Genomic DNA, 24,326 nt, shown 5'->3' with positions numbered 1-24,326 from the left:
CTCCCCCGCCCTCGCCCGAGAAATGCTCCGCCGTTGACCTCCGATGACTCCATAGCCCTGTTGACGATCATCCCCCTGTGGACAGTCGTCGCCTTCCGGGCTTACTCGCGCCACCAGCGCAACAAGCAGGGCAAGCCGAACCCCGGCCAAGACGCTCTGCTGTGGACCTTCCTGACCCTCGCCATCGGCGCCACGCTGCGTCTGTCACCACTTGAACACCTGGTCACTCACCTCACCGGTGTCCACGACGGTGCCGTGCTGCCCAAGCACTTGTCCGTGATGATCTCGTGCCTGCTCCTGGTGGGCTGGGTCGACTCCGCGGTCCCACCCCGCGACCCCGAACCGTGGTGGCGCAGGCTCGCCGGCACCAGGCCGCGGCTCATACTCGGCGCAGCGGCCGCGGTCGCTGCGGTCATCGCCTTCGGCGGCGCGGCGCCCGCCAGGATCGCGCCGAACGGTGACACCGACTTCATCAACGGGCAGTACGGCGATGGCTTCGGAACCATCTACCTGCTGATGTACCTCGTCCCGATCGGTGTGGCGCTGGCTCTGTCCGCCGCGCTGTGCCTTGCAGCCGCCACCCGCAATCCGCCTGGCGCCTACCGGCGGTGCATGCAGCTCATGGCAGTCGGCTGCGTCATCGGTGCGGGATACCCCTTGTACCGCCTGGTCTACCTCGGCTACGGCCTCGTTGACGGCGAGTTCCCCCTGACCGAAGATCAGTTCGACATGGGCGGCAATCTCCTGCAGATCGCCACGATTCTGCCCGTCGTCATCGGCTCCAGCATCCGCGGCATCGACCTCGTCGCCCGCGCCCGCCGCAACCGCCGGGCCCTCATCCGGCTCCGTCCGATGTGGGGCGACCTCGCGTGTGTTCTGGGCCCCGACAAGATCCGCTCCTACCTCCTGGAGGGCACGACCCCGCGCGCCGACCGGTGGCGCCTGCGGAGCGTGTACGACCGGCTCGACGAGCGGATCGTGGACATCTCTGACGCCGCCTTCGAGCTGCTGCCCTGGATCGAGGACACCCTGCCCGCCCGCGCGCTGGCCGCCGCACGCGCTCACGGCCACCGCGGTGACTGGGCCGAGGCCGCCGCAGTCGCCCTGTGCCTCCGCATCGCCCGCCGACGTGCCGTCGAGGGTGAAGCGCTGGCGCACCCGCCCACCGTCGATCCCCTCTTGGAGCTGCGCGACGACCAGGAAGCCAATGCCGCCTGGCTCAGCCGTGTCAGCTTCTTCTACAGCTCCGACCACCTCGACGAAATTGAGGCGGTTCTGAACACCGAGAAGGCAACCGCATGACCACCCTGCGTGCCCCGGCAGAGACCACCGATCCCAGCCAGCACACCACTGCCCGCCGCACCACCGACTGGCTCGACCCCAAGAACGTCATCATCGCGGTCAGCCTCCTGACCGGCCTCGCCCAGGACGACCCGCTCACCGGCCTTGGCTGGGCCGCAGAAGCCATCGTGTTCGCCGCGGTGATACCCGTCGCCTACATCACGTACGGGATCAAGAAGGGCCAGTGGGCCGACCGGCACATAGGCCAACGCCAGCGCCGCCTGCTGCTCATCCCCGTCATCATGGCCTCCGTCGGTGCCGGCATCGGCGGCATGCTCTGGCTCGGCGCGCCCCGGGCCATGCTCGCGCTGGTCTTGGCCATGCTCGCTACCCTCGCCGTCCTGCTGCCGATCACCGCGTTCTGGAAGATCAGCGTGCATACCTCCGTCGCAGCCGGAGCCCTCGCCATCCTCGCGGCTGTCTACGGGCCGCTCGTCTGGCTCGCCGCACCGGTCGTCGCCTTCATCGCCTGGTCCCGCGTCGAGCTGCGCGCGCACACCCTTGCGCAGACGATCGCCGGAGCAGTCACCGGTGCCGTGGTCGCCGGAGTCGTCTTCGCTGCGGTCAGCGGGTGACGCAAAGACCTGGCCAACCGTAGAGATCACGCCCATGACGACCACTGAACTCCTGCCCACCCCCGCGGTCCTCGGGAACACCCTCCCCCGGCACATCGCGTTCATCGCGGACGGCAACCGCCGCTGGGCCAAGGCTCGCGGCGCCACCGTGGAAGAGGGGTATCGTGCAGGCGCGGCTGCCGTCCACCGAACCCTGGCGCACTGCCGAGCCCTCGGCATCGAGGCGGTCTCCGTGTTCTTGATGTCGGATCGCAACTTCGCCCGGAACCCGGACGAGGTCGCCGTCCTGGTCGACGTCATCGCCAACATCGTCGACGCCGAGGCCGCCGCCTCCACCGGTCCCGTCCGCATTCTGTCCAGCGGTCCTACCATGCCGGTGCGCGCTCCCCAGTTCCTGCTGGAGACGATCGCGCGTGCCGAGCGGAAGACGGCGCACCGCACCGGCATGACCGTCTGCCTCGGCATCGGCTACGACGGGCACGACGACATACGGCGTGCCTTCTACCAGGCCGCGACCGCCCCTGACAGGGACGAGAGGGTGCGGCTGCCGGTCGATGAGTACCTGACGACATCCGGGCTTCCCGGCCTGGACCTCGTCGTCCGCACTTCCGGTGAGCGCCGCCTGTCCGGGTTCCTGCTGTGGCAGTCAGCGGACGCGACCCTGCACTTCGACGACGGCATGTGGCCGGACTATGACACCGCCGCGCTCGTCGAAGCCCTGGCCGTTCACTCCACGCAGACCCGTACACACGGCCGCTGACTCGCGAGACGCCCGGCCGCCGCAACATTCACCGCGGCGGCCGGGCGTCTCGTCGCATCTCAGGGGGCTTGGTCACCGAGCGCGGCGTGGGCGGCTCGCTCGCTGGGCCAGGGCCCGCGTTCTGCGTTCCGGTTCGGGTCGGTCGGCAGGGCCCACCACTGGCGCGGCCCGCGGCGTACGACCCGGAAGTGCCTGCCGGGCCACCAGCGATCACGGGGGAGGCTCATCCAGGTGTCGCGCCCCCTGACCCACTCCTCGGTGCCGACCGCTTGCGCGATCTGCTCCAGAAGATCGCGGCGCCGGATGTGCGCGAAGATGATTCCGCCGCCCGGCTCGGTGCTCAGGTACTGCGCCCAGGTCGCGTGGACGCTGCCGTGCAGGTGGCCCATGTACGGTTCCGCCGACCACAGCGGGTTCCGCGATCGGTGGGCGTGCTTGACGACGAGCACCACGCCGTCGATGTCGGCGTACTGCGTCTCCCGGTACTTCGTGCTGCGCGGGGCCTGTCCGGTCATCGGGTCGGTGTAGCTCAGGTGGATTTCGTCGGCCCTCACAGCGCCAGTCCCTTCGGTCCCTCGGTGGTGCTCATGGTGCCGGACGGTGCTGACACCGTTCGGCAGGGCTCCGTCACCACAGAGCAGACTGGCCCGCGTCTTCGAGGGCCTGCCGTTCGGCCGCCGCCTTCGCGGCAGCGTCCTGCTGGCGCAGCATCCGGACGAGTGGAGCTTGGCGGATGGCCTGGGCCTGCCTACGGGCTCGCAGCTCCGCGGAAGTCGCCCACCGCACCAGGACCTCATGGTCTCCCAGGCTCGGTGCGTCGTCGGTGACGGTGCACTTCACATACGGCCGCTCTAGACGGAACCGGATCTGCGCCAAGGTCATGTACCAGTCCGGTCCGTACGCTCCCGCGACAGTGAGCAGCGTGCCGTCCTCGGCCCTATAGCTACGCGTCGCGAACCCGTCGTGCTCGTGCCGGCCGGGGCGCCCTTGGTGCTGCTCGTCCTCAGTCAGACGAAGATCGGTGAGGCCACCGGCCGTGAGGTGTCCGGCGATGGTGTGGGGCCGGGTGGTGCGTGGCATGCGAGTCTCCAGTTCGGGTCTGTGCGCCGGTTGCTCTCCGGCGCGCGTGGTCGGGCGGGGGGGTCAGGCCGCCAGGTCGAGGCGGCCTCGGTCGACGCGGTTGAGGTACTTGCGGGTGTCCTTCTTGCCGGCGTACCGGGCGAGGGCCGTGCCGCGCGGGGGCCGCCGCAACTCGCCGTGCTCGGCGTCCAGGGCCTTGGCGCGCTCGACGATCGTCTGCATGGACAGGCCGTTCTTGAAGTCGGCGCCGACCTGCTTCTCGACGGCGACGTACTCGACGGCCTTCTTCGGACGCAGCCGCGCGGCGAGGACGACGTCTGCTTCACAGCCGAGGACGCAGAACGAGCACGACAGGCGGCTCATACCCCAGTCGTACGCCTCGTGGTAGGGCAGACCGGAGCGGGCTATCTCCTTCCAGACCTCGGCGTCCGTCCAGCCGTGGATCGGCCTCCATGTCGTGATGTGGCGTTTGCCGTTGCTGGCGGGGCGGTCGATCTCGACCGGGGCGAGCTTCGCGCGCGGCGGCGACTCAGCGGCCCGTTGGCCGATGCAGTTCAGGATGCGCACAGGGCGGCCGAGCTCGCCGAGTTCGGCGACGAGCCTCGTCATCAGCTTTCGGATCGGGCCCCGCTTCAGGTCCGACATGCACCATCGCGCTGAGGCTGAAGGCCAGGCTGGAGCGATCTTGGTCGTGGCCGGGTCAAGGCCCTGCTCGCGCGCTTCCTTCTCTGCCTTCGCCTTGAGCTTGAAGAACCGTGCAACGGTGCGCGCCAGGAGGTCGCCGCCTTCGGCCTTGACGACTTCGAAGCGCACGCCGAGGCGGCGGGCCTGCTCTTGGGCGAGCTTGCGGGTGCCCTCCCACTCGACATCGCCGAGGTCCGCGTGGACGATCACGACGCGGTGCAGGAGGCCGAGCTTGACCGCGAGGGCGCAGACGTGGGAGGCCATCGCCTGGCTGTCCTTCCCTCCGCTGCTGTTCAGGAGAATCCAGTCCGCGAGGCGCAGCAGCGCGGCCGGGACGGTAGTGGTCGGCGCGTCGGGAACGGACGGGTGGATGCGGCGGACGCGCTTCGGGGCGGGCGCGGGCGCGGGGGCAGTGTCAGGGAACAGGGCCAGTTGAGCGGACACGGTGACCTCGTCGGGAAGGTGAGGGGACGGCGGTTGGGAGGCCGGGGCGCAGGGTGCGCCCCGGCGGGCGGGTTAAAGGTCGCTGTCCGACAGCTCCGTGGACCGCAAGCGCCTGTAGGACAGGCCCCCTTCTCGTCGGGCGGTCTTGCGCGCGGCAGGGACCTGTTCGGCGGCGTGCTTGGCCTCCGCGTAGTCGTCCGCTTGGACTTGGGTGACCGTCTGGCCCGCCTTGTTGGTGACGCGCCACCAGTTGGTGGGTTCGCCCTCAAGCAGCGGGAGTTCCGGGAGGGGGTGCAGGTCCTTGACGGGGACGCGGATGTGCTTGCCGAGGCGGGCGCTGAGCGCGGTTATGGTGCCGTCCGCGTGTGGGGTGCCCGTGGGCAGGACGACGTCCCGGTAGCCCTTCTCGTCGTCGGCGGGGAGGTAGGCGGCCGCTTCGGGAAGGTGGGGGCCGTACGGGGTGGCCGGGTGGGTGGGGTTCATGGCGTTGTCCCTGGTGGCGTGGTGTCGGGGAGGAGGAGAGTGCCGGGGCGCGGCGGGCAGCGTCGCGCCCCGGCGGCGGGTCGGTCAGGCCGCCAGTGCGGCGAGTGCGTCCTTGTCCCAGTCGGGGATCGCCAGGCCAAGTTCGACGTAGCGGGCGGCGCGCTTCTTGGCGCGGTGCGGCCCGGAGAACTGGCAGCCCTTGTGACGGCGGGGCGGGGCAGGCTTCTTGCCCTTGCGCTCACGCATGTGGCTGTAGAAGACCTCGATGTCGACGGCGCACAGCAGGCAGTGCAGCGCCCACCGGTGCTCGCTGCCGGGATAGCCCTCGTGCACTCCGGCGCACCGGGTGCGGGTGCAGCCGTCGGGCTCGACGACCGGGGTGGAGCGGGTGGTGTAACCGAGTTCCCGCGCCCGCAGCCAGACAGCGGGGAGATGGTCGCGGTTACGGGGGGTGTCAGGCAGGAAAGTGGACAGGAACGGCGCGGTCATGGCGCTGGGCCTTTCGGTTCGGGTCTGTGTCGGCGGTTGCTCTCCACCAACAAGCCAAATAGTACAGCAGACGTCACACTGGTGTCCATCTGGCCACCAGCTCAAGCGGTCAGCTTCACGTGCGACGGGTGCTGCTGTGGCCGCAGGTAGCGCAGCGGGACGGGCCCCGCGGTCCGCTCCCGCTTCGGGACGACGAGCAGCTGGATTGGCGCCCACTTCGTCCCGTGACGACCGTGCACTTCGCTTCGAACCCGGCGCCCGGCTCCTTCGCCGTCCGCTGCTTGTCCTCGATCTTCGCAGGGGCGGCCAAGCACGCGGTCGCCGACGGGTAGCCGTCGCCAATGATCTGATGATCTAAACGAAACGCTCTAGCTCTGTTGCTACAGGTGATCCAGTTTCGCGCTGAGCAAGTTCGCACCGACCAGGTTCGCATCGTTCAGGTTCGCATCGTCCAGGTTCGCGCGGGTCAGGTACGCGTAGCTGAGGTTGGCGCGGTTCAGGTTCGCGCCGATCAGATTCGCATCGGTCAGGTCCGCGCCGATCAAGTTGGCATGGAAAAGGTTGGCACCGTTGAGGTTGGCGCGGTTCAGGTTCGCGCCGATCAGATTCACGCCAGTCAGGTCCGCGCCTCGCAGGTTCGCGGCAATCAGGTTCGCACCGAAGAGGTCCGCGCCGTTCAGAGTGGCGCCGATGAGGGTCGCGTCGGTCAGGTCAGCGTCGGTCAGCGTCGCGTGGGGCAAGCTCGCGCGGGTCAGATCCGCTCCGAGTAGGACCGCGCCGATCAGGGCTGCGTAGGTGAGGTCAGCGTCGGTGAGGTCAGCGTCGGTCAGGTCAGCGTCCGTCAGGTCAGCGCTGCGCAAGTTGGCCGCCACCAGGTTTGCGCGATGCATGGCTGCACCGCTCAGGTCAGCACCGGCGAGGTTCAAGCTGGATGATCCGTTATGCCCTTGACCGGGCCCGGCGAGCCGTCCGGCCGGAGGCACTGCTTCGCTGGGGATGTCCTCTGCGACATCGGCGATAGCCGCCGCAGTGTCGGTGATGGCCTCGGGGTCGGCGTCCGGGCAGGCGAGATAGAGCAGTCCGCGCAGGCGGGCTGCGTGTTCGTCGCGTTCGGTGTCCGTCACCACGTCTCCAAAGTAGGCCAGAGGGTCACGGCCGGCCCCGTTGTCGCTTGACGCAGATGGGACAGCGGTAGTCGGGAAAGTTGTTGACCGCGAGCAAGAGTCCGACGGCCTTACCCTCAGCCCGCCGCACGGTGGCCACAGCACCAAGCTGGTCAGGCACCGCAGCTCCCATGATCAGTTCGATCAGGTAGACGAAGTGGAGCTCTGCGGCTTTCCAGTCGGGTTCCGCGTCCGGGACGGCACCTTCGACCGGGTGGCGGGCACCGAAGGCCATCACCGCCGCCTTGACGGCGTCGCTGCCCTGCTCGTACACCTTGTGCAAGGTGATCACCAGCCGCCCCCGGAAATATCGGGAGTGTCGGTCTGTTCAGCCAGGCGCCGCAATTCGGCGAGGACGTCGTCCAGCTCACGCGCGTGGTGTGCCTGGATCTGCTCTGTGATGACGTAACCAGCGGCCGCACCGACGATGGCAGGGATCGCCGCCCAACCGGTCAGGGAAAGCAACCAGGCGCTCCACTGAGGGTGGACAGCCGCTGGCGAGGCAATGCCGGTCATCACCTCATATGCAGACACCCACCCGACGAGGAAGCCGTTGACTACGTACAGCAGCGTGCACGCCGACAGTACGGCGGCACCGCGGCTAAGCAGCCAGAACCTGAACCGGGGCAAGGTATGCCGGTCGGCCCACCGCGCCCTCAGTCGCTGCCATCGACTCGGAGGCGGAGGCCCACTAGGCGAGGGCGCGGGCACTGCGGACACGACGCCTACGGTAGGGGGCGTATCGCGTGTCTGTAAGGCGAACGGCAGTCTCCGCAAACGGAGATGATGCCCCCTACTCCCCGCACGGTGGCGCGGCAACCACAACCAGAGCAACACGGTTAGACCGGCTAGAGAACGTCGCCCGTGACAGCATGCACAACAATCAGGTCAGACAGCTCCGGCTCCAGGCCGTACGCGACCGGGTCGGCGAGGAACTTCAGCAGGATCGCCGTCGAATCCGCGCCGAGTCCGTACGACACCGGTGTGGGTCTGGGGCGGGTTGCTCTGCCGCCCGCGGGAGGGCCGGGGCGCGGTGTGTGACCGCGCCCCGAGGGTGGATCAGTGGGCCGGGGAGGTCAGGAAGTCGGCGATGGCCTCGGCGACGGCCGCCGAGTCCCTGTCGCAGTCCACCGGGCCGCCGTCGCCGATGATGTACAGCGGGTCGCCGACCGGCTCCCCGTTCTCGTCGTGGAGGAACAGCGTCCAGCCCGTGTGTGCGGCCGGGACGTGCTCGATGGACGGGTTGCGGTCGCCGACGGACAGGTGCGGACGGTTGCGGATGTCTGCCTCGGGTGTGGCCGGGTCGACGGGGATGGCGTAGCTCACGCCGATGCCGTCGGTGTGCGCGGTGATGCCCCACTCGGCGAGCGCGACGAGCAGCACGCCCCCGGCGGACGGCCGCGGGGTGGTGAACCACTCGGCGACGGCTCGCGCGCACAGGTTCACGTCGGTGCCGGGCGTTTCGTACACGACGGCGATCTCCCTGTAGTCCCCCAGGTTGTCGGGCTCCCAGGCCACGGCGAGGTAGCCGCTGCCGTCCTTGTCGCGGGGCTGGATGACGACGTGTTCACCGAGGGGGGCTCGGTCCTGCGGTACGTCCGCGGCGTGCGCGATGAGAAGGCTCTGGTCCTCGTCGTAGAAGGCGGGGACGTCGGCCGCGGCAAGTGCCTCGATCACGGTGGTGTTGAACATGCGGGTCTCTCGATTCGGGTCTGTCGGCGGTTGCTCTCCGCCGGGAAATGGGGCTACAGGTCGCCGGGGGCGTCGGAGTGTTCCGGGCAGGGCCCGTAATGGCTGGTGCGAGTGCGGGGGTGGACGTGGCGACGGCCGGAAAGGCTGCATCCGCCGGGGCCCTCTGCGCAGTTGATGACACCGGTGCACGCGTCCGTGGTGCCGGCCTCGCGTGTCCGGTCGGTGTTCCCCTCCCGCTGGCTGGCCCACTCGCAAAGGTGGCTGAGGGTGGCGTTCGTGTCGGTGGTCTTCATGGTGGTGTTCTCCGTTCAGGGGGGCCGCGCCGCGTGAGGGTGGCGCGGCCCACGGTGCTGTCAGGCGGCGCGCCGCGCCTGCGGGAATCCCGTGATCAGTCGGCGGCCCAGTTCCGTCACGTACGGGGAGTGCAGCGGGCCGCGTACGCCGTCGTCGCCGTCGTTGGGGTGCACGGCGCCGCTGCTGTCGCGGTACTCGACCAGGCCGTCGCGGTGCAGGGTCTTCGCTGTCGGCCACGGGGTACCCCCGGGCAGGCGCCCGTCCTGTCCGGCGCCGCGGAGTGCGGCCCGGCCCGCTTCCGTGAGCAGGGCGTGGCGCCCGCGGCTGTTGATGACCATGAACGTCGGCCCGTCGTATCCGGCCCAGCGTGCGCCTGCGGCGGCCCGGCTGGTGTTGGTCACCTCGGTCACCCAGCGGGCGAGGTAGAGGGCGTCCAGGACGCGGGTGTTCGTCTCCTGTACGCGTCCCTTGGGGTGGGCGAGTGCACCGAGCAGGGCGCGGCGGTGAGCGGGAGTCGGGGTGGCCGGGGCTTTGCGGGTGGTGGTCATGGTGTCGTCCTTCGGTATGGGGCGGGCGGGGCGCAGGACGCTGCTCGACCTGCGCCCCTGTGCGGGCGGTTGGTTAGAGGACGTCAGTGGCGTCGAAGAACGTCGCCGGGCTGCTCATCGACCGGCCCAGGGTGAGCGTGGGCGCGGCGAACTCGGTGCGGACCTGCCTCTCGTACTCGGCGTCGGAGACCAGCCGCACGGTGTGGTCGACAGTGCGGTAACCGGTGACGCTCCACTTCTCCACGCCGTACCGCGTGGAGTGGGCGACCGGGTCGATGTACTCGACGAGCCGGATGATGAGGAGGGGTCCGGCCTCTCCGTTGATGACGGATTCCCGCAGCGCCTTGCCGCCCAGGATCTCGAAGGAGTACACCTCGTGGTGCTCGGGCTGGGTGTCGACGGGCCCGGAGTCGGCAATGACGGTACGCAGCGGCCCGCACATGGCCGTGAGGTCTTCCACGGTGGGCAGGGTCAGGGTCAAGGACATGATGGTCCCCTTTCGGTTCGGGTCTGTGGCGGTTGCTCTCCACCAACACCAGAAATAGTACAGCACACGTCAAGACGGGCATGGTGCGCCCTGGGACAACAGCCTCTCCACATGCTGCGTACCGCGCGCTGCGACGAAGTGAGGGTTCGCGTTTAGTTAGTCATCATGTTGGTCAGGTGGGGACCGATGTACCCGACGATCAGACGACCTGCGCTCGCGTCACGCGTCCCCTTCACGTCGTCCAGGAAGTACATCCGCGGGGCGATCCGGCCGCGCCCGGCGAGCTTCAGGTGGGCCTGCATCTCCACTCGCCCCCCTCCAGGCACCGGGAACAGCCGCTCGTGCCCGTACTGACTCATCGTCGGCGCGCTTTCCGTCATCGCGACCTGCTTGACCGGGTACGGCTTCGCGCCCGCGGGCGGGGTCTTGCAGAACTGGAAGAAGTTGCCGTTGAAACCGGCCTTCGCCGCACCGGCATACGAGTCGAGCGACACGAGCGCCGTCCAGCCCTTTGCTGCCCACGTACGAGACATGGCGTGTTCGTCGAGCCCCAAGGCAGTCCGCCGGTCCGCGGTCACCTCCAGATACTCCAGCTCGCCCAAGCGCTCCCACAGCGCCTCGAACGACGAGGGGACGCCTGGCAGGTTCTCGGCCGCCTCCACGACGTCCTGTGAGCGTCCTTGGCGCAGCAGCAGCAGGCGGAGTCGGTCGGCCTCGGCCCGCGCCTGCTGCAACGCGTCCAGCGTCATCAGGTGGTCCTCGACCTCGCCGTCCCGGTCGGTGATGACGGCCTGAAACTGCTCCCGCATGGACGTGTTCGTCCGCTCGGCCAGGTGCACGGTCCGGCCGAGTTCCGACAGCTCCTTGTCGGCTTGCTCCAGCAAGCCGTTCAGCAAGACCACCTCGGCGCGCAGCTCCTCGTCGCGCTCCCCCGCCCCCTGCGCGGGGACCGCGGTGAGGAGCCGGGCCTTGTCCAGGGTCTCGCGGCGTTCCTGCCGGTGCTGCTCGGCAATCCGGTCGGGGAACGCGACAGCCGCGAGCTGCCGGGGCAATGGACGCTCCAGGGCAAGGGTGTGGACGCGCCGGGCGATGCCGCGCCACGCCTGGTCGGCCGCATCGGTCCATCGTGTGGACCCCAGGAGCCGGTGCCGGGCCGCGTCCGCTGGCCACGCCGGGTCGACGAGCGGGAGGAAGGTGCGGACGCAGCCGGGGCCGACTCGGTGTTCGTGGCCGATCACCTCTCGGAACGCGTCGACCGCGTCCAGGTCCCACAGCAGGTAAGTGGACGCGTCCCCCGCAACGTCCTGCATCGTGCCGGCCACGCGCTTCGACCACAGCGGATCGTGCTGGGTGGGCCGCGCGGCAACGAGGGTGGGCATCTGCCGCTCTGGGTCACACAGCACGTCGACGAGGGAGTGGACACGGTCGCGGGTGACGCGCAACGCGTTGACGCTGAGTCTCGACATGCCGTCGCACGGCTCCAGCTCCGCCACGAGTTCGCGGACGATGGCGGGCTTACCGGTGCGGAGGGGCTGCGCAGTGTTCGGGAAGCATTCCAGGTCGACGCTCACCGTGCCGCTGCGGGCGGTGATGGAGCGGGCGGCCGTCACAGTGGTGCGCCACGTCGCCTCGACCCTGTCCTCGCGGAGCTGGAGGCGGGTGGCGTACTCGGTGCCTCCGTCGTCATAGGCGGCCTGAGACAGGAGTTGGGACGACTCGTCGAGCGCATGGTGGCCGGTGCCGAGTTGCACCGTGGTGCGGGGGTACTTCTTCTTCAGCCACGCCCCGGACACCCATCGGACGGTGTCGAGCAGTGTCTCCGCCTCTGGGATGGCGAACACGGAGCGGTGGGCGAGAGTGCTGGCAGGTGTACTCACAGGGGACCTCAACATGGGCGGGCCTGAAACGTGGTCAGGCCGGTCGGGTGGGCCCCTCACGCAGAGCACAGACCCTATGGGCGGGCCCTGGCCGCGTGCGGGGCAATGGGGAAGACGGCTGGCACCGCGACTTCCAGCAGGGAGTCGGGCCGCCCTTCGGCGAGTCAGCGGGGGATCTGGCCCGGCGCATAACCCGGCTCGAACGTGGGGTGGGCCGGGACGACGTGGAAGACCTCCCCGCGCTGGTGGATGACGGTGAAGGGGCGGACGGCCTTGTCCGGGGATATGGGCATGGCGAAGGTCCTTTCAGAAGGAGGCAAGGAGGGCGGGGCGCCCGCCGGGGAGCGGGCGCCCGGGGTGATCACAGACCGAAGTGGCTGCTGCCGTCGTGGTTCAGGTGGAGGTCGTACACGCGCAGGTGCTTGGTCGCCGCGTAGTTCTTCCAGGTCCGCGCGTCCATGTCCCAGCCGGACGCCCCGACGGTCGAGCCGCAGAAGTAGCCGGTGCCGTACCGCTCGTACTGGCCAAGGCCCAGCGCGTCGGGGTGGGTGGCAAGAACCGCATCGAAGATGGTTCGGATCGCGCGCGTCTCGTACGTCTCGGCACCGAAGCGGCGGGACTCGAACTGGCCGTAGCCGTAGTTCTTCATGCCTGCACTGGAGGTGGACAACCGGGCCGCGACGTCGTCGGGCAGTACGACGACGGGCCGGTCCCACTGGTCGAGCGTGATGGTGATCTGCGCCGGGGACAGCGGGGCCGCGGTCGTGGAGGCATGCATGTGTGCGGGGTCCTTCCGGGGGTGAACGGGCGGGATTTCGCGAGTTTTGAGAGTCCTCTACGCGCGCGCACGCGTAGGGCGTCGGTGTTTCAGACCGTTGAGCTTGTCGTGGCTGGCGTGACGGGGTGCGGGTGAGCGGTGCCGTTAGTCGGTGTGCAGCTCGTGCACGAGTCGCCAGTTCACGACGGGGCCCGGCTCGATGGGGATGTCAGTGCGGGGGGTGCGCACGTAGGCGCGGAAGGTCTGGTAGCCCTGTGCGGTGTAGCCGTGTTCGAAGTAGTAGAGGCGGCCACCGATGAGGCGCATGAACTCGTTCCAGCCGTCGCCTTCACCGTCGGGGTGGCGGTGTACGTCGAAGCGGGCGCTGATGGGGAATGGCTGTGCGGGCATGGCAGTGCTCCTCGTGGTGGGGCGGGCGGGGTGTCCTGCGCGGGTACCGGCGTTCCGGTACGGAGGGCGGGGCGCACCGCCCGCCGGATAGCGGGCGGTGCGGCGGGTCAGAGTTCGCGGTTGGCGCACATGACTTCGACGAGTGCGTGACGCCGGAGGGCTGTGGCGTGGAGGCGCAGGTCGGCGTGCCAGGCCGCGCGGGTTTCGGGGGTGAGCGCGGCCGCCCAATCCAGGTATCCGGTGTAGATGTGGCGGATCAGGTCCTCGCCGCAGCCGATGTACGCGGCGTACTCGACGAAGGCGTTGTCTCGGGCCTGCCTGGCGAGTGCCGTGATGTGGGCGGCGTAGCGGTCGACGGCCGTCACCTCGCAGACGTCCAGGCATTCACCCCAGTACGCCTCGAAGTAGAGGAGATCGCGGTCTTCCTGGGTGGCGGGCGTGATGAGCACGGCGTGCACGGTGCCGCCCTGCATGAGGACGGTGAAGGAGCGCGGGGCCTTGGCCAGGGTGACGGACATGGGTGTCCCTTTCGGTTTGGGTCTGCGCCCGGTTGCTCTCCGGGCTGCGTGGCGGTGTCCCGCCGACACCTAAATAGTAGGGCTCACGTCACCGCGGCGCAACTCAAGAGCAAAAAAGGCAGGCCAGGCCCACAAAAGAACGAGTGACGCATCGCCCGCACGACGTGAGCTGTACTTTTCGTTTGGGCGTGTGTAACGTTCGGACCGCACCACCGGCCCGGAGAGCAACCGGGCAACAGACCCGCTCAGAAAGGGACTTCGCCATGCGCAAGCTGCACACCCACGCCCGGCCCACTCGGCTCGCGGCGTTCCTGGCCGCCGGACTGGCCACCGCCACCCTCGGGCTCGCCGCCGCCCTTTCCGGCGAGAGCGGGGCCGAGCAGGCAGCGAGCAGCACGAAGAGCGTCACCGCCCACGACGACGGGACCGGCCCGCGCGGGAGCGACAACGGGCGGATCGGTGAGTCCGGGAGCGGCTGGGACTGCCGCCCCATGGGCAACCGCGCGTGCGGCAACCGCATCGTCCCTGGCGAGTGCAAGGGCGCGGGCGTGGTCGCTGTCGAGCTGTGCGTGACGGTAGCTCGCCGCCCTGCGTACGACTGGGAGAACCCGGACGGCTCCCGCGTCGGCATTCCCGACGGGCATGCGCAGATCCGCGGCCTGGACGAGAAGCCCGGCACCCCGGAATTCACGGCCGCGCTTCGCGCCCTTGACGCCGAGTGGACCGCCCACCACTGAACACCAGTCGCCGGGGCGCAGCCGCACTGCTGCCCCTGTGCCCGCATTCTTCGACCTTGACCCGTCGGTGCGCCCGGTGCGCCCGAGCGCCCGCCCGGCCGGCAACCCCCCCCCGCACGACTTCGATCCCGCCACTGTTCGCATCGTCCGTGCGGACTGCGTGGAGCCCGGGGACGTGGCGCTCGGGGAGGTACACGGCTACGGCCCGGCGCACGCCGCCGGGATCAGCTACCTGCCGCCCGGCCGTGTCCCCGTACGCCGCCCGGCCGTGCCCCGTCGACGTGGCATGTCCGGGCGAGCTGTGCAGCCAGCGCGGCGCCGACCCGCTCACCTACCCATCGCGCTCACCGTCTGGCCGCGCGATGGCTTGGCCCCGGCGTGCCAGCTCAACAACGCCGACGAACTCCTTGTCGTCACCCCCGCCCCCCTGACCGAAAGGCCCTGCCGTGCACACACTGACTCTCGACTCCGAATCCCTCTGCCTCACCGACCGGCCGAACGGCGACGACTTCCCGCCCCTGCCGTACGGGCTGACCCTTGACGATGCCGTGGCCGTCCGCGCCCACAAGGTGAAGGCCGGTGACCTCGTGGTCGCCCAGTTCTCCGACGGGACCGGCGTCCGCCCGACCGCGCACGTCCCCGAACCGTTCCCGGCCGACCCGCACACCCCCTCCGCCTGCCCATGTGAGGGATGCGAGGAGTGCGACGACATGGACGCCTGGACGCTCGCGGAGCACAGCCGCGTCGCAGACGTCGACTGGAGGTTCGTGTGCCTGACCCCCGCCGAGGACGGCGAGGCGTGCGTACTCGTCCTGCGGAACCGGCCCGTGGCCGTGATACCGGCTGACGTCGTGGCGCGCGCCAAGGAGGCCGAGCCGCCGGTGCGCACCTACGGCGTGATGTGGTCCGCCGACTTCGAGGCGTCGAGCCCAGAGGAGGCTGCGCGCCTGGCGTACGAGCAGTTGAAGAGCTACGTCGCCACCGATGCGTGGCCGCCGGTGCTGGAGATCACCGACGAGGACGGGCACCTGACCGTCATCGACCTGAACGCCCCGGAGCGGATGGAGCAGGGGCAGTGAGGGACTGGGGGCAGATGAAGCGCGCCGACTTCGACCGGCGGGCTTCGCGCTCCCTCGTCGACGAGCGCGCCGTACGGGCGGGGGCCCGGGTGCCAGCCGTACCGGACCGGTACGGCACGGCCGCACTGTTCGGTGACGAGCTGCCCGCCCAGCAGGCCGCCCCCCGCCGCCGGGTACCGGCGGAACCACCTCAGGCCGACGCCCTGTTCTAAGGCCGCTATCAAGTACAGCGCGCGTCATGTCGAGGCGCGAGCGCTACAGCGCGCCCAGCACACATCGCTCATTTGGCCAAGTGGGGTCACAGTCTGGCCGTCTGCGCAGCATTCCGGATTGGACCTCTCGCGACGCATGCTGTACTATTTTTCTTGTTGGCGGAGAGCAACCGCCGACACAGACCCGAACCGAAAGGTGCCTCCCATGGCTTCCGCCAACTCCCGCCGCGCCGCCGCCCTCATCCGCATCCGCGCCCGCGCCAACCGCGAACAGGGGCGCGTCCGCCGCGCCGTCATCACCGCCGCCCGCCGCGTCCGTACCGGCCCCCGCTCACTGGCCACCCACATCATCGCCACCGGTGCCCCGCTCGACGTCGTGGCCGGAGCCGCCGACGCGCTTCGCACTCAGGCCCGCAAGGCGGGCATCCGGGGCCGCGCCGCCCGCATCCGCCGCACACTCCGGGGCCGCGCCCGCCGCGTCGTAACCGTCTACCGCTACACCGCCGAACAGGTCGCCCAGATCGTCGCGAACTACAAGCCGCGCAAGGCCGAGTACAAGGCCATCCGCGCCGCCCTCGCCGCCGCCTGACGGACACACACCCCCGCCGGGGCGCACACTCCGCGCCCCGGCCCCACCCCGAACAGGAGCACCACCATGCGCATCGACCTCTACGCGAACTGGTCCAACGTCCGCCAGGCCACCATCACCGAACTGCCCGACGATCTGCCCCGCGAGGAGATCGTGAAGCGGTCCCACGAGGCCATGGACACATCCCGCTACCCGGCCCACACCGCCGCCGTACGGACCGACGAGGGCACACCCCTGCTGTTCGTCTACCGCGACGGCCGAGTCCGCAACCCCCAGTAACCCCACTCCGGGGCGCGGTTCTCCACCGCGCCCCGGCCCCGCCCCCGACTTGGAGCCCACAAGCATGAACACCACCGTCACCCCCGCCCCCGAACCCCTCCCCGGCGCCGCCGAGACCAGCATCGACGTCACCGGACTCACTGCGTACACGATCGGCATCATCCGACTCGCCGAAGCGAAAGAGCTGCGCCCCACCTGGGGCCCGCCGCGCGGCAACGCCCGCCGCCTCTACCTCAACGCCGACGGCCCGCACGGCGCATTCGGCGTCATCACCATCGGCCGGACCAGCGGCAAGGTCCTGCGCGCCGAAGTCGTCCACGGCAACGACGCCCGAGAAGCCCGCAAAGCCAAGGGCACCAACGCCGTCCGCGCCCTCCTGAACAACGTTCCCCGCTCCACCTGCCCACCCGACTGCACCGCACCCTCATCGGCCGCCTGCCGCTCCTGAACCACCCCCCGGGGCGCACCACTTCGGTGCGCCCACCCCAGCCGGAGAGCAACCGGCCCAGACCCGAACGGAAACCCCAGTGACCACCATCGCCCACCCGGCCCAGATCGCCGCCGCCACCCGCGCCCGTACCGCCGCCAACGTCGCCCGCGACCGCTTCGCAGGCCCGGGAACGATCCGCGCACTCCAGTCGATCGCCGCGCACTTCGACGCCGCCGCCACCGCCTGCGATGCCTACGACGGCACCACCAACGAGCCCTTCGTTCAGATGTGGCGCTCCCTCGCCGCCGCACTGGACCTGATCACCGCACACCCCGCCTGCCGCTTCCCGGACACGGTGGTCGAATACATCACCGCCCCACTCACCACCGTCCCGTTGCCGACCCTCCCCCGGCTTCTCCCGGTGAGCGAGCAGCACGCCGCCGAGGAGACCGCACTCCGCGCCGAACTCGCCCGCCTCCACGCCGACACAGCAGCGGCCGACGCCGACCCAGAGCGCTGGTTCCGCGCGGTGCTCAACACCCTCGCGAAGTGGAAACGGCTCGAAGGCACCGTCCGCGTCGACAACTCCCGCCCCTGCAACCGGACTCGCGTCGCCGAGCGGCACCTGAAGTGCATCACGTGCGGCGGCTCCACCATCCGCTTCACCGTCCGCGAGGCGGCAGTCTGCGCGTGCGGCAAGACGCAGACCTGGGGCGACGTCATGGCCTGCGACTGCTTCGGATACGACTGCCCCGCCATCCCGCGCGACACCACGAACTGACCACCCCGAGACGGGGCGCACCACGCGGTGCGCCCCATCCCTCCGGCCGGAGAGCAACCGGCCCAGACCCGAAAGGCTCCACCTGATGAGCAGCACCATCCCCCCGCTCGCCCCCGCCGCCCGCGCCGCCTACGGCGCGTACGCCACCCTCCGCCGCCAGTCCCACGCCGACGAGTTGACCAACCTCCTCAAGGCGATGCACGAGTACGCGTCGAAGCGCACCGCCTCCCCCGTCTGGGAGCTGGCCGCCCAACACCTCGACCGCGCCACCCGAGCCGTCGCGTCGGCCCAGGCCGCACCGCGCAAGGACCGCAAGGCCGAGCACCAGGTCGCCGTCACGATCACCTTGAGCGCGATCCTCGCGTTCGAGCGGGCGCACGACGTGACGCCGCCGTACGGGGGCTGATGACCCCACCCGTGCGCCCCGGTCACCGGACCGGGGCGCGCGGCCCGGAGAACAACCGGAGCCGACACCTCATCTCAGGCAGGGGGCGACGCAAGCCGCCCCCTGCCGGTCCACTCCCCGGCGAGAGCAACGCCGGAAGACCCGAAGGAACCACCTGATGGCCACTGCCACCGTCCCCGCGACCGCCTCGCCGGCACTCGCCCACAGCGTTGCCAAGCGCCTGCCGCACCGCGACGGCAACGCCTGGAAGGTCGTCCCGTACGCGGCGTGGTGGACGACCCGCCCCGCCGCGCGCCTCACCCAGGCCGGGCGGCCCGGCGCGCTCATCCTCGCCGTGCACCCCTGGCGCACCGACATCGCGTGGCAGCTCGACGACCGCGAGCCGTACGAGCCTGACCTGACCCTCGACCGGATGGCCCCGGAGCCCGTGGTCCGCGAGACCCTGCGGCTTGTTCTGCCGCGCCTGGACGACGCCGCTGCCCTCGCGTACTCCGACCGGCCCATGGAGGCCGAGAACGCCCGGCTGCGGCACCTGGACCTCGTCGGCAGCGCGGTGCGCGCCCAGGGCCCGGCAACGCTGTACCGCGCCGGTGACCAGCCGAACAGTCACGTCGTGGTGTGGGGGAATGCCGGAGTGCGGTACGCGGTGACGCTCGTCGGCGCGAACCCTGCGTGCGACCTGACCGTCACAGGTCCCGTCGCGTCCGTGGAACGCGTGCTGCCGCTGTTCCTGCCCGAGCCCCCAGCCGCCACCCCCAGGTTCCCGATGCGCTCCATCACCACCCGGCTGGGACGCCGACTGGCCGCGCACCTGGTGCAGTACACCGACGTCGACCAGCTCGACGACGGAGGACTCAGCTTCGGTGCCGCGACCGGCCCCTTCGGGTACGTCGCCCCGCCCGCCGACCCCGTCGCCCGCGTCCGCGACACCACGCCCGTGGTCGCCGAGCTGCACGCCGTCGGCGTCGACCACCTGGTCCACCTCGCCGCCGCCCTCACCCGCTGACCCTCACGCACCCCGTGGTGCGCCCGGCCCGTACGTCGTCGGGCGCACCGCCTGAACTGGAGAACATGCCCATGTCCGAGAACGCCCCCGCCGACCCGTCCACCTTCCCCTTGCTCATTGGCGCCCAGGTCGAGGCGTACGGCCTTGTCGTGCGGCGGCAGACCTGCGACGAACTGGCCGCGATGTTGCACAGCGACGGACAGACGCTGGCGGCCAACCTCGTAGAAGACGAGGGAGCCTGGATGGAGCTGTCCCGTTCCCTGGCCGCGACCCCGAAGGCCCCGAAGCCGGAGCACAAGGCCCGCTGCCGGGCCTTCGCCTGCCAGTGCGGCTGCGCTCGCGTTGACGACTGCCAGGACTGCGGTCGGTGCGTGTGCTGGCGCGCGGAGTGCTGCGCCCAGAGGGCTGTCGACGCGGAGCGCCGTGAACAGCGCACCGCGGCGCTCCAGCGCCTCCTCGACGGTGTCGGCATGACGCTGCTCGCCGAGCTGCGGGAAGCCGCCGTTGCGGCCGAGGCAGCCGAGCTGCGCCGCGCTCTGGCCCGCCGGGTGCAGCTCCTCATACCGGGCGAAGGCCACCGGTACGCGGTCGTCGTGTTCGAGGCCAGGGACTCGAAGCTGTGCATGGGGCACGCGGACTTCAGCGAGCAGGGCGTGGAGTTGTACGCCGACGGTCAGGACGATCCGACCGAGGTGGTGGACCTGGACGACGCGGTGTTGTCGACGGCGCTGGGCGCGTTCGCCGAGCTGCTGCGCCCCGAGGAGGGTGCGCGGCTCGTCGTCGACTTGGCCCAGCCGGAAGCCATCCTCTGACGGCGGCCTGGCCGCACGGCGCCTTAGCCTTGCGGCCAGGCGCCGCGTCGGCCATCTGGTTCCTCTGTCAGGCGCCGCTCGCGTCCGCCCGCGAGGCTGGGAGGGTGCTGACTCCGCCGATCACGCCGATGCTGGCGCGTCCGCGGGACACGCTGCCGCCCGCGGGCCAGATGCCGGATGCCTTGTGGCAGCAGAAGGTCGACGGGTACCGGGCGCTCGCGTTCATCCGCTCCGGCGCCCTTCACCTTCAGAGCCGCGGCGGCGCGAACCTCGCAACGGCCTTCCCTGACCTGGTCGCTGCCGCCCGCGGCGTGCGCGAGGACCTGGTCGTAGATGGCGAACTGGTGGTGTTCGCCGGTGGTCGCTTGGATTTCGCGGCGCTCCAGCAGCGGGCCCGCCGTACCGGGCGCAGTGCGGCTGAGGCGGCTCGCGGCGCCCCGGCTCACTTCGTGGCGTTCGATCTCTTGGAGGCCGACGGTGAAGCCTGGCTCTCCCGCCCGTACGGCGAGCGCTGGGCCCGCTTGGAAGCGGCGTTCGCCAATGGGGTGCTGCGCCCCCCGTGGTCGCTGGTGGCCTGCACGCGGGACCGTGAGGTCGCGGCGGAATGGCTCGACCCGGCCTATGGCCGTGTGGGTGTGGAGGGCGTGGTGATCAAGCCCGCATCCGGCCTGTACCGGCCGGGGCAGCGCGGTTGGTGGAAGGTTCGCTCGTTCCAGTCGGCCGAAGCGGTGGTCGTCGGGGTCACCGGCCCCGTATCCGCGCCGCACTCTCTTCTCCTGGGCCGCTACGACTCGGCCGGGCGGTTGCGGTTCGTCGCCCGCACCACGCCGCTGACCGCCGCCGCGCGTCGAGAACTCGGGGCGCTCCTGGTGCCGGGTGGGCCCGAGCATCCGTGGGCGGACGTACGGATCAGCGCGGGGTGGGGGTCGCGGGAGTATCTGCGTTTCCTCACCGTCCGGCCCGAGTTGGTCGTGGAGGTTCGCACTGACTCGGCAGTGGATCAGGGCAGGCACCGGCACCCTGTGCGCTACCTCCGCGTCCGTGACGATCTGACTCCGCACGAGGTAGCGGCCCTGTAGGGCGCACCTCGCCCGAGGGCTACGCCGCAGGACTGTCGGTCGCGGCCCTGCCAGGCACCTCACTCATCGTGACCCCGGTACCCAGGCTGGCGTCACGCGTGACGCTTTGGGCTGCGCAGACACAATCCGAATGACGTGTGCTGTACTATTTAGGTGTTGGTGGAGAGCAACCGCCAATCAGACCCGAAGCGAATGAGCCCACACATGCCCGAGCTGTCAGCAGCCGAACAGAGCGTCGTCACCACCGCTCTCTCCTACAAGTCCACCGGCGCCCCCATACCCGCGCACGTCATGGCTCAGCTCGACGAGATAGCCGCGCCATGGCCCGGCCGCTGGCTCCTCCCGTGGGAGGAAGGGGAGCCCGAGCGCGTCGTCGAGTTGTGCGCCGGACCGGGCGGCTGGGGTGAAGGGCTGAAGACGGTCCTGGGCGTCACCCGCTTCGACGTCGTCGGCGTCGACATCGACAAGGACGCCTGCGCAACCGGCCGCGCCGCCGGCCACGCCCGCATCTGCGCCGACATCACCAAGCTCGACCCCGAGCATCCGGCTCTGCGCTGCACGCACGGCGTCATCATCAGCCCTCCGTGCCCCAGCTTCTCCACGGCGGGCAAGCGCGCCGGTCTCCTGAAAGCCAACCTGGACATTCTGTGCGAGACGATCGCGTACGTCGGCGAAGCCGCCGGGTTCATCCGGCTCGACGAGGTCTGCTGTGACGAGCTGTTCCCCGATCTCGTAGGCGACTGCCCGCTGTGCGCCGATCTCGGCTACCACGAGGGCTACGCTCCCCGCTCGGGCGCCACCTGGGACGAGGTCCGCGCCATGCTCGACGGCCTGACCGACCCGCGCATCGGCCTCATGGCCGAAGTCGCCATCTGGCCGCTGGGCCTCCAGGCAGCAGGCGCACCGATCGAGTGGATGGCCATGGAGCAGTCCAGCAACCTGCCGGAGCGCGTCTTGGGCGACCTCTCGATCGAGTTCGGATGCGCCGACTGGTTCCGCACCTCCTGGGCGGTCCTGGAGGCCGCGGACTTCGGCGTCGCCTCCCGTCGCAAGCGCACCTTCATGATCGCCACGCGGCACAAGTGGGTCGACCTCGCCCCGCCGGTGGAGGCCCTGCCGGTCACGACGATGGCCGAAGCTCTCGGCTGGGAGAAGGGCGAGCGGATCAATACCCGCGGGCAGCGCCCCGTCGACCCGGCCACGGGCCGTGCCAAAGGCGGGAACTGCTTCTCCGCCGACAAGCCGTCCTGGTGTCTCACCGGCAAGACCCGCACCTGGGTCCGTGAACGCGACGGGCTGCGCCTGACCCCCGCCGAGGCCGGGACCCTCGTCTCCTTCCGCGCCACCTACCCGTGGCAGGGCTCCCGCTCATCCGCCTTCCAACAGGCTGGGGACGTCGTCTGCCCCGCCGTTGCCGCGTACGTCTTCGCCGCGATCCACGGCATCGACTGGGAGCCACGGGTCCGCGACTACCTCACGGGGTTGTACCACTACGACGATCTATGGGCCGAGGAATCCTGGCCCGAGGGGTACGACTTGGCGGTCTGGCCGGCGCCCCGGCCCCTGTGCGGGGCCGGGACCCGATCGACCGACTCGTCGAGTCGGGGCCTCTGATGAGCAGCACAGGGCGCCAGCTGCCTCTGCATGGACCATCGCTCGACTGACTTCTCCCGGATACGCCCGCTCGGACGCGCCGCCTCTGCAACACTCGCTCTGGTCCGATCGACTGCAAGGAGTGACAGCGGGTGTCCGCCAGTGAGCTTGACGCATTCAGTGTGATCTACACCGTGCTCGGCATCTCCTTCTTCGCGCAGAGCTACCTGACTTGGGCGAAGCGCGCCCGCTGGGAGGAGGACCGCGCCCGTTGGCGGAAGCCGATGGTGTGGCTCACCGGGCGGGCCGGGCTGAACTTCGAGATCGCGTTGGGCGTCTTCTTCCTTGGCGTCGCGGTAACGCTGCCGTAGCAGTGCCCGCCGACTCGCGAAGCAGCGGAAGCCGCTCAGGTCCCTCCCCGTGCGGCGCGGCCGGGCGTCGGCATCTCTCCCTGCCGCGACTCGTCGGTGCCCCTGGATGGCGCGACACTGCTGCCGTGCACCTGCCGCAAGCCGGGTTGCGGCCACTGGTACAGGCAGACGGTCATCGACCGCTGACCGCGGAGGTCGACCTCCACCTGGTAGTACACCGACCCGTCCGCCCAGTCCTGCCGAGCCAGGACCCGCGCGTACCGCCACCGCCCGGCGGAGAAGACCTCAAGCGCAGGACAGTCGTTGTTCGACCACGTCCAGACCTCGGGCTGTGGCCCGTCCTGCGGGCGCCAAGGGCGGGCCGGTTCTGGCTCGGGAATACTGCTCATGCCTTCGACTCTAGGACTCACCCGGGGGTGTGACGCGCCGGGTATCCGGCTGCGTTCGCGGTGCAGTGCGCACCGCCCGCGTCCGCACCACGGGGTTCGCCACCGGCACTTCTGCGGGAGCATGCGACGCAAGGCGCGGCGGGCCCGCACGGTACGTGACCTCTGCCCCTCAACTGGGAAGGCCACGCTCGTGCCCAGCTTCACCACCCGACTCCGTTCGCTGCGCCCTCGCGCGGCGGCCACCGCCGCCGTCATCGCCGTCGCGCTGCTGCTGACCGGTTGCTCCGGCTCCGACGGCTCCACGCGCACGTGCCCCACCGTGCGCTCCAAGGCCGGGGACCTTGTCCCTCGTGGCGCGGCGCGCCCTTGCATCGTCTACGGCCCTGACCAGCAGTCCGAGGGCGGCGCCGCGGGTCGGCCTGCCGGCCCCGCGGGCGCCGACCGCTCGAACAGGACTCCGGTGAAGCCCAAGGCTCCGGCCCTGCCGAAGGCACCCCTCGTGAAGGCTCCGGCCCCGGCCGTGAAGGCGCCGTCTCTGGTGAAGACGCGCTGACTGCTCGCCGAGCGACGGTCAGACATCTCGCTCGGGCTCGGCGAGAACTTCACGGAACAGACCGCGCGCAAGGAGGTCTGTGCGCAGTGCCACTTCCAGGCGGGCCAGGGTCGCCAGGTCCGGGTAGACCTCGCCGCGCACGATCCGACCGACTGCCGTGGCGTTGAGTCCAGCCCGCAGGGAGGCTCCGCGGTGGGAAAGGTTCTGGGTCTTCGTCGCGTCGTCGAGAGCGCGGGCCAGGGCGAGGCTGTAGTGCACGCCCGGGGGTGCCGATGTGTCCGGCGCAGCCGCGTGCGGCCATTCGCCCGTGGTGTAGGTCAGGGGCGCTCGGTCGCCGCGCATCTCGTCCCCTGCAAGCCGTCCGGTCACTGTGTCCTCCGTATGATCCCGCATCCCGCCCCGAGCCG

37 protein-coding genes are annotated in these 24,326 nt (G+C 70.3%); 17 read left to right on the top strand and 20 right to left on the bottom strand.

Translation table 11 applies throughout. The annotated features are described in order from the left end of the window. The first annotated feature begins 33 nt into the window (after nucleotides 1-33). The 3 genes from AC07DI_RS23075 to uppS are packed head-to-tail and all read left to right on the top strand — an operon-like array spanning nucleotide 34 to nucleotide 2,676. Nucleotides 34-1,302 (top strand): MAB_1171c family putative transporter, encoded by a 1,269-nt coding sequence (locus AC07DI_RS23075; RefSeq protein WP_478905918.1) that lies wholly within the window; start codon nucleotides 34-36, stop codon nucleotides 1,300-1,302. Further along, nucleotides 1,299-1,916, top strand: a complete 618-nt coding sequence (locus AC07DI_RS23070) for a hypothetical protein (protein ID WP_478905917.1) — start codon at nucleotides 1,299-1,301, stop codon at nucleotides 1,914-1,916. The genes AC07DI_RS23075 and AC07DI_RS23070 overlap by 4 nt, the downstream gene beginning before the upstream one ends. Nucleotides 1,917-1,950: 34 nt before the next feature. Beyond that, nucleotides 1,951-2,676, top strand: coding sequence for a polyprenyl diphosphate synthase (gene uppS / locus AC07DI_RS23065; protein WP_478905916.1), 726 nt, complete (start codon nucleotides 1,951-1,953; stop codon nucleotides 2,674-2,676). Nucleotides 2,677-2,735: 59 nt separating this feature from the next. Here the strand turns inward: uppS and AC07DI_RS23060 are convergent, their stop codons facing one another. The 18 genes from AC07DI_RS23060 to AC07DI_RS22975 form a co-directional block, all read right to left on the bottom strand. Next, a complete protein-coding gene (locus AC07DI_RS23060) occupies nucleotides 2,736-3,230 on the bottom strand; it encodes a hypothetical protein (protein WP_478905915.1) in 495 nt (164 codons plus the stop codon). A 73-nt stretch (nucleotides 3,231-3,303) separates the two neighbouring features. Further along, nucleotides 3,304-3,756 (bottom strand): hypothetical protein, encoded by a 453-nt coding sequence (locus AC07DI_RS23055; protein WP_478905914.1) that lies wholly within the window; start codon nucleotides 3,754-3,756, stop codon nucleotides 3,304-3,306. Nucleotides 3,757-3,819: 63 nt separating this feature from the next. Beyond that, nucleotides 3,820-4,884 carry a phosphoadenosine phosphosulfate reductase domain-containing protein gene (locus tag AC07DI_RS23050; protein WP_478905913.1) on the bottom strand — a complete coding sequence of 355 codons (1,065 nt, stop codon included), beginning with the start codon at nucleotides 4,882-4,884 and terminating at the stop codon, nucleotides 3,820-3,822. Between the two features lie 72 nt (nucleotides 4,885-4,956). Continuing rightward, nucleotides 4,957-5,367 carry a hypothetical protein gene (locus AC07DI_RS23045; protein ID WP_478905912.1) on the bottom strand — a complete coding sequence of 137 codons (411 nt, stop codon included), beginning with the start codon at nucleotides 5,365-5,367 and terminating at the stop codon, nucleotides 4,957-4,959. Between the two features lie 84 nt (nucleotides 5,368-5,451). Continuing rightward, nucleotides 5,452-5,856: a hypothetical protein gene (locus tag AC07DI_RS23040; RefSeq protein WP_478905911.1), complete on the bottom strand. Its 405-nt coding sequence runs from the start codon at nucleotides 5,854-5,856 to the stop codon at nucleotides 5,452-5,454. A 380-nt stretch (nucleotides 5,857-6,236) separates the two neighbouring features. Then, on the bottom strand, nucleotides 6,237-6,983 hold the full coding sequence (locus tag AC07DI_RS23035) for a pentapeptide repeat-containing protein (protein WP_478905910.1): 747 nt from the start codon (nucleotides 6,981-6,983) through the stop codon (nucleotides 6,237-6,239). Nucleotides 6,984-7,005: 22 nt separating this feature from the next. Next, nucleotides 7,006-7,311: a hypothetical protein gene (locus tag AC07DI_RS23030; protein ID WP_478905909.1), complete on the bottom strand. Its 306-nt coding sequence runs from the start codon at nucleotides 7,309-7,311 to the stop codon at nucleotides 7,006-7,008. Further along, nucleotides 7,308-7,730: a DUF6313 family protein gene (locus tag AC07DI_RS23025; protein ID WP_478906017.1), complete on the bottom strand. Its 423-nt coding sequence runs from the start codon at nucleotides 7,728-7,730 to the stop codon at nucleotides 7,308-7,310. The genes AC07DI_RS23030 and AC07DI_RS23025 overlap by 4 nt, the downstream gene beginning before the upstream one ends. Before the next feature lie 137 nt (nucleotides 7,731-7,867). After that, nucleotides 7,868-7,999, bottom strand: a complete 132-nt coding sequence (locus tag AC07DI_RS23020; protein WP_478905908.1) for a hypothetical protein — start codon at nucleotides 7,997-7,999, stop codon at nucleotides 7,868-7,870. Nucleotides 8,000-8,078: 79 nt separating this feature from the next. Then, nucleotides 8,079-8,711, bottom strand: coding sequence for a hypothetical protein (locus AC07DI_RS23015; protein ID WP_478905907.1), 633 nt, complete (start codon nucleotides 8,709-8,711; stop codon nucleotides 8,079-8,081). Between the two features lie 53 nt (nucleotides 8,712-8,764). Continuing rightward, nucleotides 8,765-9,004: a hypothetical protein gene (locus tag AC07DI_RS23010; protein WP_478905906.1), complete on the bottom strand. Its 240-nt coding sequence runs from the start codon at nucleotides 9,002-9,004 to the stop codon at nucleotides 8,765-8,767. Between the two features lie 60 nt (nucleotides 9,005-9,064). Next, complete coding sequence (locus AC07DI_RS23005; RefSeq protein WP_478905905.1) at nucleotides 9,065-9,553, bottom strand: hypothetical protein; 489 nt, start codon at nucleotides 9,551-9,553, stop codon at nucleotides 9,065-9,067. Between the two features lie 73 nt (nucleotides 9,554-9,626). Continuing rightward, nucleotides 9,627-10,040 (bottom strand): hypothetical protein, encoded by a 414-nt coding sequence (locus AC07DI_RS23000; RefSeq protein WP_478905904.1) that lies wholly within the window; start codon nucleotides 10,038-10,040, stop codon nucleotides 9,627-9,629. Nucleotides 10,041-10,192: 152 nt separating this feature from the next. Continuing rightward, the gene (locus AC07DI_RS22995; protein ID WP_478905903.1) at nucleotides 10,193-11,917 is read right to left on the bottom strand and encodes a hypothetical protein; all 1,725 of its coding nucleotides are present in this window, start codon (nucleotides 11,915-11,917) and stop codon (nucleotides 10,193-10,195) included. A gap of 164 nt (nucleotides 11,918-12,081) precedes the next feature. Continuing rightward, nucleotides 12,082-12,210 (bottom strand): hypothetical protein, encoded by a 129-nt coding sequence (locus tag AC07DI_RS22990; RefSeq protein ID WP_478905902.1) that lies wholly within the window; start codon nucleotides 12,208-12,210, stop codon nucleotides 12,082-12,084. A 68-nt stretch (nucleotides 12,211-12,278) separates the two neighbouring features. Continuing rightward, nucleotides 12,279-12,695 (bottom strand): hypothetical protein, encoded by a 417-nt coding sequence (locus tag AC07DI_RS22985; RefSeq protein ID WP_478905901.1) that lies wholly within the window; start codon nucleotides 12,693-12,695, stop codon nucleotides 12,279-12,281. Nucleotides 12,696-12,839: 144 nt separating this feature from the next. After that, complete coding sequence (locus AC07DI_RS22980) at nucleotides 12,840-13,085, bottom strand: hypothetical protein (RefSeq protein WP_478905900.1); 246 nt, start codon at nucleotides 13,083-13,085, stop codon at nucleotides 12,840-12,842. A gap of 107 nt (nucleotides 13,086-13,192) precedes the next feature. Beyond that, complete coding sequence (locus AC07DI_RS22975; protein WP_478905899.1) at nucleotides 13,193-13,603, bottom strand: hypothetical protein; 411 nt, start codon at nucleotides 13,601-13,603, stop codon at nucleotides 13,193-13,195. A 263-nt stretch (nucleotides 13,604-13,866) separates the two neighbouring features. Here AC07DI_RS22975 and AC07DI_RS22970 point away from each other — a divergent pair, with 263 nt between their 5' ends. The 13 genes from AC07DI_RS22970 (at nucleotide 13,867) to AC07DI_RS22910 (ending at nucleotide 22,977) form a co-directional block, all read left to right on the top strand. Continuing rightward, a complete protein-coding gene (locus AC07DI_RS22970) occupies nucleotides 13,867-14,340 on the top strand; it encodes a hypothetical protein (protein ID WP_478905898.1) in 474 nt (157 codons plus the stop codon). A gap of 446 nt (nucleotides 14,341-14,786) precedes the next feature. Further along, nucleotides 14,787-15,419, top strand: coding sequence for a hypothetical protein (locus tag AC07DI_RS22965; protein WP_478905897.1), 633 nt, complete (start codon nucleotides 14,787-14,789; stop codon nucleotides 15,417-15,419). 14 nt (nucleotides 15,420-15,433) lie between these two features. Next, nucleotides 15,434-15,631 (top strand): hypothetical protein, encoded by a 198-nt coding sequence (locus tag AC07DI_RS22960; RefSeq protein ID WP_478905896.1) that lies wholly within the window; start codon nucleotides 15,434-15,436, stop codon nucleotides 15,629-15,631. 205 nt (nucleotides 15,632-15,836) lie between these two features. Further along, nucleotides 15,837-16,220: a hypothetical protein gene (locus AC07DI_RS22955; protein ID WP_478905895.1), complete on the top strand. Its 384-nt coding sequence runs from the start codon at nucleotides 15,837-15,839 to the stop codon at nucleotides 16,218-16,220. 66 nt (nucleotides 16,221-16,286) lie between these two features. Beyond that, nucleotides 16,287-16,499 carry a hypothetical protein gene (locus AC07DI_RS22950; protein WP_478905894.1) on the top strand — a complete coding sequence of 71 codons (213 nt, stop codon included), beginning with the start codon at nucleotides 16,287-16,289 and terminating at the stop codon, nucleotides 16,497-16,499. A gap of 64 nt (nucleotides 16,500-16,563) precedes the next feature. Continuing rightward, nucleotides 16,564-16,947, top strand: coding sequence for a hypothetical protein (locus tag AC07DI_RS22945; RefSeq protein WP_478905893.1), 384 nt, complete (start codon nucleotides 16,564-16,566; stop codon nucleotides 16,945-16,947). A 79-nt stretch (nucleotides 16,948-17,026) separates the two neighbouring features. Continuing rightward, nucleotides 17,027-17,710, top strand: coding sequence for a hypothetical protein (locus AC07DI_RS22940; RefSeq protein WP_478905892.1), 684 nt, complete (start codon nucleotides 17,027-17,029; stop codon nucleotides 17,708-17,710). A gap of 85 nt (nucleotides 17,711-17,795) precedes the next feature. Next, nucleotides 17,796-18,116, top strand: a complete 321-nt coding sequence (locus AC07DI_RS22935) for a hypothetical protein (protein WP_478905891.1) — start codon at nucleotides 17,796-17,798, stop codon at nucleotides 18,114-18,116. A gap of 157 nt (nucleotides 18,117-18,273) precedes the next feature. Then, the gene (locus tag AC07DI_RS22930; protein WP_478905890.1) at nucleotides 18,274-19,122 is read left to right on the top strand and encodes a hypothetical protein; all 849 of its coding nucleotides are present in this window, start codon (nucleotides 18,274-18,276) and stop codon (nucleotides 19,120-19,122) included. A 71-nt stretch (nucleotides 19,123-19,193) separates the two neighbouring features. Continuing rightward, a complete protein-coding gene (locus tag AC07DI_RS22925; RefSeq protein WP_478905889.1) occupies nucleotides 19,194-19,934 on the top strand; it encodes a hypothetical protein in 741 nt (246 codons plus the stop codon). Between the two features lie 104 nt (nucleotides 19,935-20,038). After that, on the top strand, nucleotides 20,039-21,013 hold the full coding sequence (locus AC07DI_RS22920) for an ATP-dependent DNA ligase (RefSeq protein ID WP_478905888.1): 975 nt from the start codon (nucleotides 20,039-20,041) through the stop codon (nucleotides 21,011-21,013). Between the two features lie 204 nt (nucleotides 21,014-21,217). After that, nucleotides 21,218-22,627 (top strand): DNA cytosine methyltransferase, encoded by a 1,410-nt coding sequence (locus AC07DI_RS22915; RefSeq protein WP_478905887.1) that lies wholly within the window; start codon nucleotides 21,218-21,220, stop codon nucleotides 22,625-22,627. A 131-nt stretch (nucleotides 22,628-22,758) separates the two neighbouring features. Next, nucleotides 22,759-22,977 carry a hypothetical protein gene (locus tag AC07DI_RS22910; RefSeq protein ID WP_478905886.1) on the top strand — a complete coding sequence of 73 codons (219 nt, stop codon included), beginning with the start codon at nucleotides 22,759-22,761 and terminating at the stop codon, nucleotides 22,975-22,977. A 35-nt stretch (nucleotides 22,978-23,012) separates the two neighbouring features. Here the strand turns inward: AC07DI_RS22910 and AC07DI_RS22905 are convergent, their stop codons facing one another. Further along, the gene (locus tag AC07DI_RS22905; RefSeq protein ID WP_478905885.1) at nucleotides 23,013-23,366 is read right to left on the bottom strand and encodes a hypothetical protein; all 354 of its coding nucleotides are present in this window, start codon (nucleotides 23,364-23,366) and stop codon (nucleotides 23,013-23,015) included. 190 nt (nucleotides 23,367-23,556) lie between these two features. Here AC07DI_RS22905 and AC07DI_RS22900 point away from each other — a divergent pair, with 190 nt between their 5' ends. After that, nucleotides 23,557-23,919 carry a hypothetical protein gene (locus tag AC07DI_RS22900; RefSeq protein WP_478905884.1) on the top strand — a complete coding sequence of 121 codons (363 nt, stop codon included), beginning with the start codon at nucleotides 23,557-23,559 and terminating at the stop codon, nucleotides 23,917-23,919. Between the two features lie 18 nt (nucleotides 23,920-23,937). Here AC07DI_RS22900 and AC07DI_RS22895 read toward each other — a convergent pair whose 3' ends face one another. Then, nucleotides 23,938-24,288: a hypothetical protein gene (locus AC07DI_RS22895; RefSeq protein ID WP_478905883.1), complete on the bottom strand. Its 351-nt coding sequence runs from the start codon at nucleotides 24,286-24,288 to the stop codon at nucleotides 23,938-23,940. Nucleotides 24,289-24,326 lie beyond the last annotated feature (38 nt).

The organism is Streptomyces sp. NPDC044106 (genome assembly GCF_056433985.1).
The sequence above is the reverse complement of the archived record's forward strand: the minus strand, read 5'-3'. Positions and strand labels throughout refer to the sequence as shown.

Coding starts and splice junctions, on each gene's coding strand:
- AC07DI_RS23045 (WP_478905912.1), bottom strand. CDS start 5,367: ATGAACCCCACCCACCCGGCCACCCCGTACGGCCCCCACCTTCCCGAA.
- AC07DI_RS22980 (WP_478905900.1), bottom strand. CDS start 13,085: ATGCCCGCACAGCCATTCCCCATCAGCGCCCGCTTCGACGTACACCGC.
- AC07DI_RS23000 (WP_478905904.1), bottom strand. CDS start 10,040: ATGTCCTTGACCCTGACCCTGCCCACCGTGGAAGACCTCACGGCCATG.
- AC07DI_RS22975 (WP_478905899.1), bottom strand. CDS start 13,603: ATGTCCGTCACCCTGGCCAAGGCCCCGCGCTCCTTCACCGTCCTCATG.
- AC07DI_RS23070 (WP_478905917.1), top strand. CDS start 1,299: ATGACCACCCTGCGTGCCCCGGCAGAGACCACCGATCCCAGCCAGCAC.
- AC07DI_RS22950 (WP_478905894.1), top strand. CDS start 16,287: ATGCGCATCGACCTCTACGCGAACTGGTCCAACGTCCGCCAGGCCACC.
- AC07DI_RS22945 (WP_478905893.1), top strand. CDS start 16,564: ATGAACACCACCGTCACCCCCGCCCCCGAACCCCTCCCCGGCGCCGCC.
- AC07DI_RS22985 (WP_478905901.1), bottom strand. CDS start 12,695: ATGCATGCCTCCACGACCGCGGCCCCGCTGTCCCCGGCGCAGATCACC.
- AC07DI_RS22930 (WP_478905890.1), top strand. CDS start 18,274: ATGGCCACTGCCACCGTCCCCGCGACCGCCTCGCCGGCACTCGCCCAC.
- AC07DI_RS23055 (WP_478905914.1), bottom strand. CDS start 3,756: ATGCCACGCACCACCCGGCCCCACACCATCGCCGGACACCTCACGGCC.
- AC07DI_RS22960 (WP_478905896.1), top strand. CDS start 15,434: ATGAAGCGCGCCGACTTCGACCGGCGGGCTTCGCGCTCCCTCGTCGAC.
- uppS (WP_478905916.1), top strand. CDS start 1,951: ATGACGACCACTGAACTCCTGCCCACCCCCGCGGTCCTCGGGAACACC.
- AC07DI_RS22970 (WP_478905898.1), top strand. CDS start 13,867: ATGCGCAAGCTGCACACCCACGCCCGGCCCACTCGGCTCGCGGCGTTC.
- AC07DI_RS22925 (WP_478905889.1), top strand. CDS start 19,194: ATGTCCGAGAACGCCCCCGCCGACCCGTCCACCTTCCCCTTGCTCATT.
- AC07DI_RS22955 (WP_478905895.1), top strand. CDS start 15,837: ATGGCTTCCGCCAACTCCCGCCGCGCCGCCGCCCTCATCCGCATCCGC.
- AC07DI_RS23040 (WP_478905911.1), bottom strand. CDS start 5,856: ATGACCGCGCCGTTCCTGTCCACTTTCCTGCCTGACACCCCCCGTAAC.
- AC07DI_RS23010 (WP_478905906.1), bottom strand. CDS start 9,004: ATGAAGACCACCGACACGAACGCCACCCTCAGCCACCTTTGCGAGTGG.
- AC07DI_RS22915 (WP_478905887.1), top strand. CDS start 21,218: ATGCCCGAGCTGTCAGCAGCCGAACAGAGCGTCGTCACCACCGCTCTC.
- AC07DI_RS23005 (WP_478905905.1), bottom strand. CDS start 9,553: ATGACCACCACCCGCAAAGCCCCGGCCACCCCGACTCCCGCTCACCGC.
- AC07DI_RS23015 (WP_478905907.1), bottom strand. CDS start 8,711: ATGTTCAACACCACCGTGATCGAGGCACTTGCCGCGGCCGACGTCCCC.
- AC07DI_RS22905 (WP_478905885.1), bottom strand. CDS start 23,366: ATGAGCAGTATTCCCGAGCCAGAACCGGCCCGCCCTTGGCGCCCGCAG.
- AC07DI_RS22990 (WP_478905902.1), bottom strand. CDS start 12,210: ATGCCCATATCCCCGGACAAGGCCGTCCGCCCCTTCACCGTCATCCAC.
- AC07DI_RS22935 (WP_478905891.1), top strand. CDS start 17,796: ATGAGCAGCACCATCCCCCCGCTCGCCCCCGCCGCCCGCGCCGCCTAC.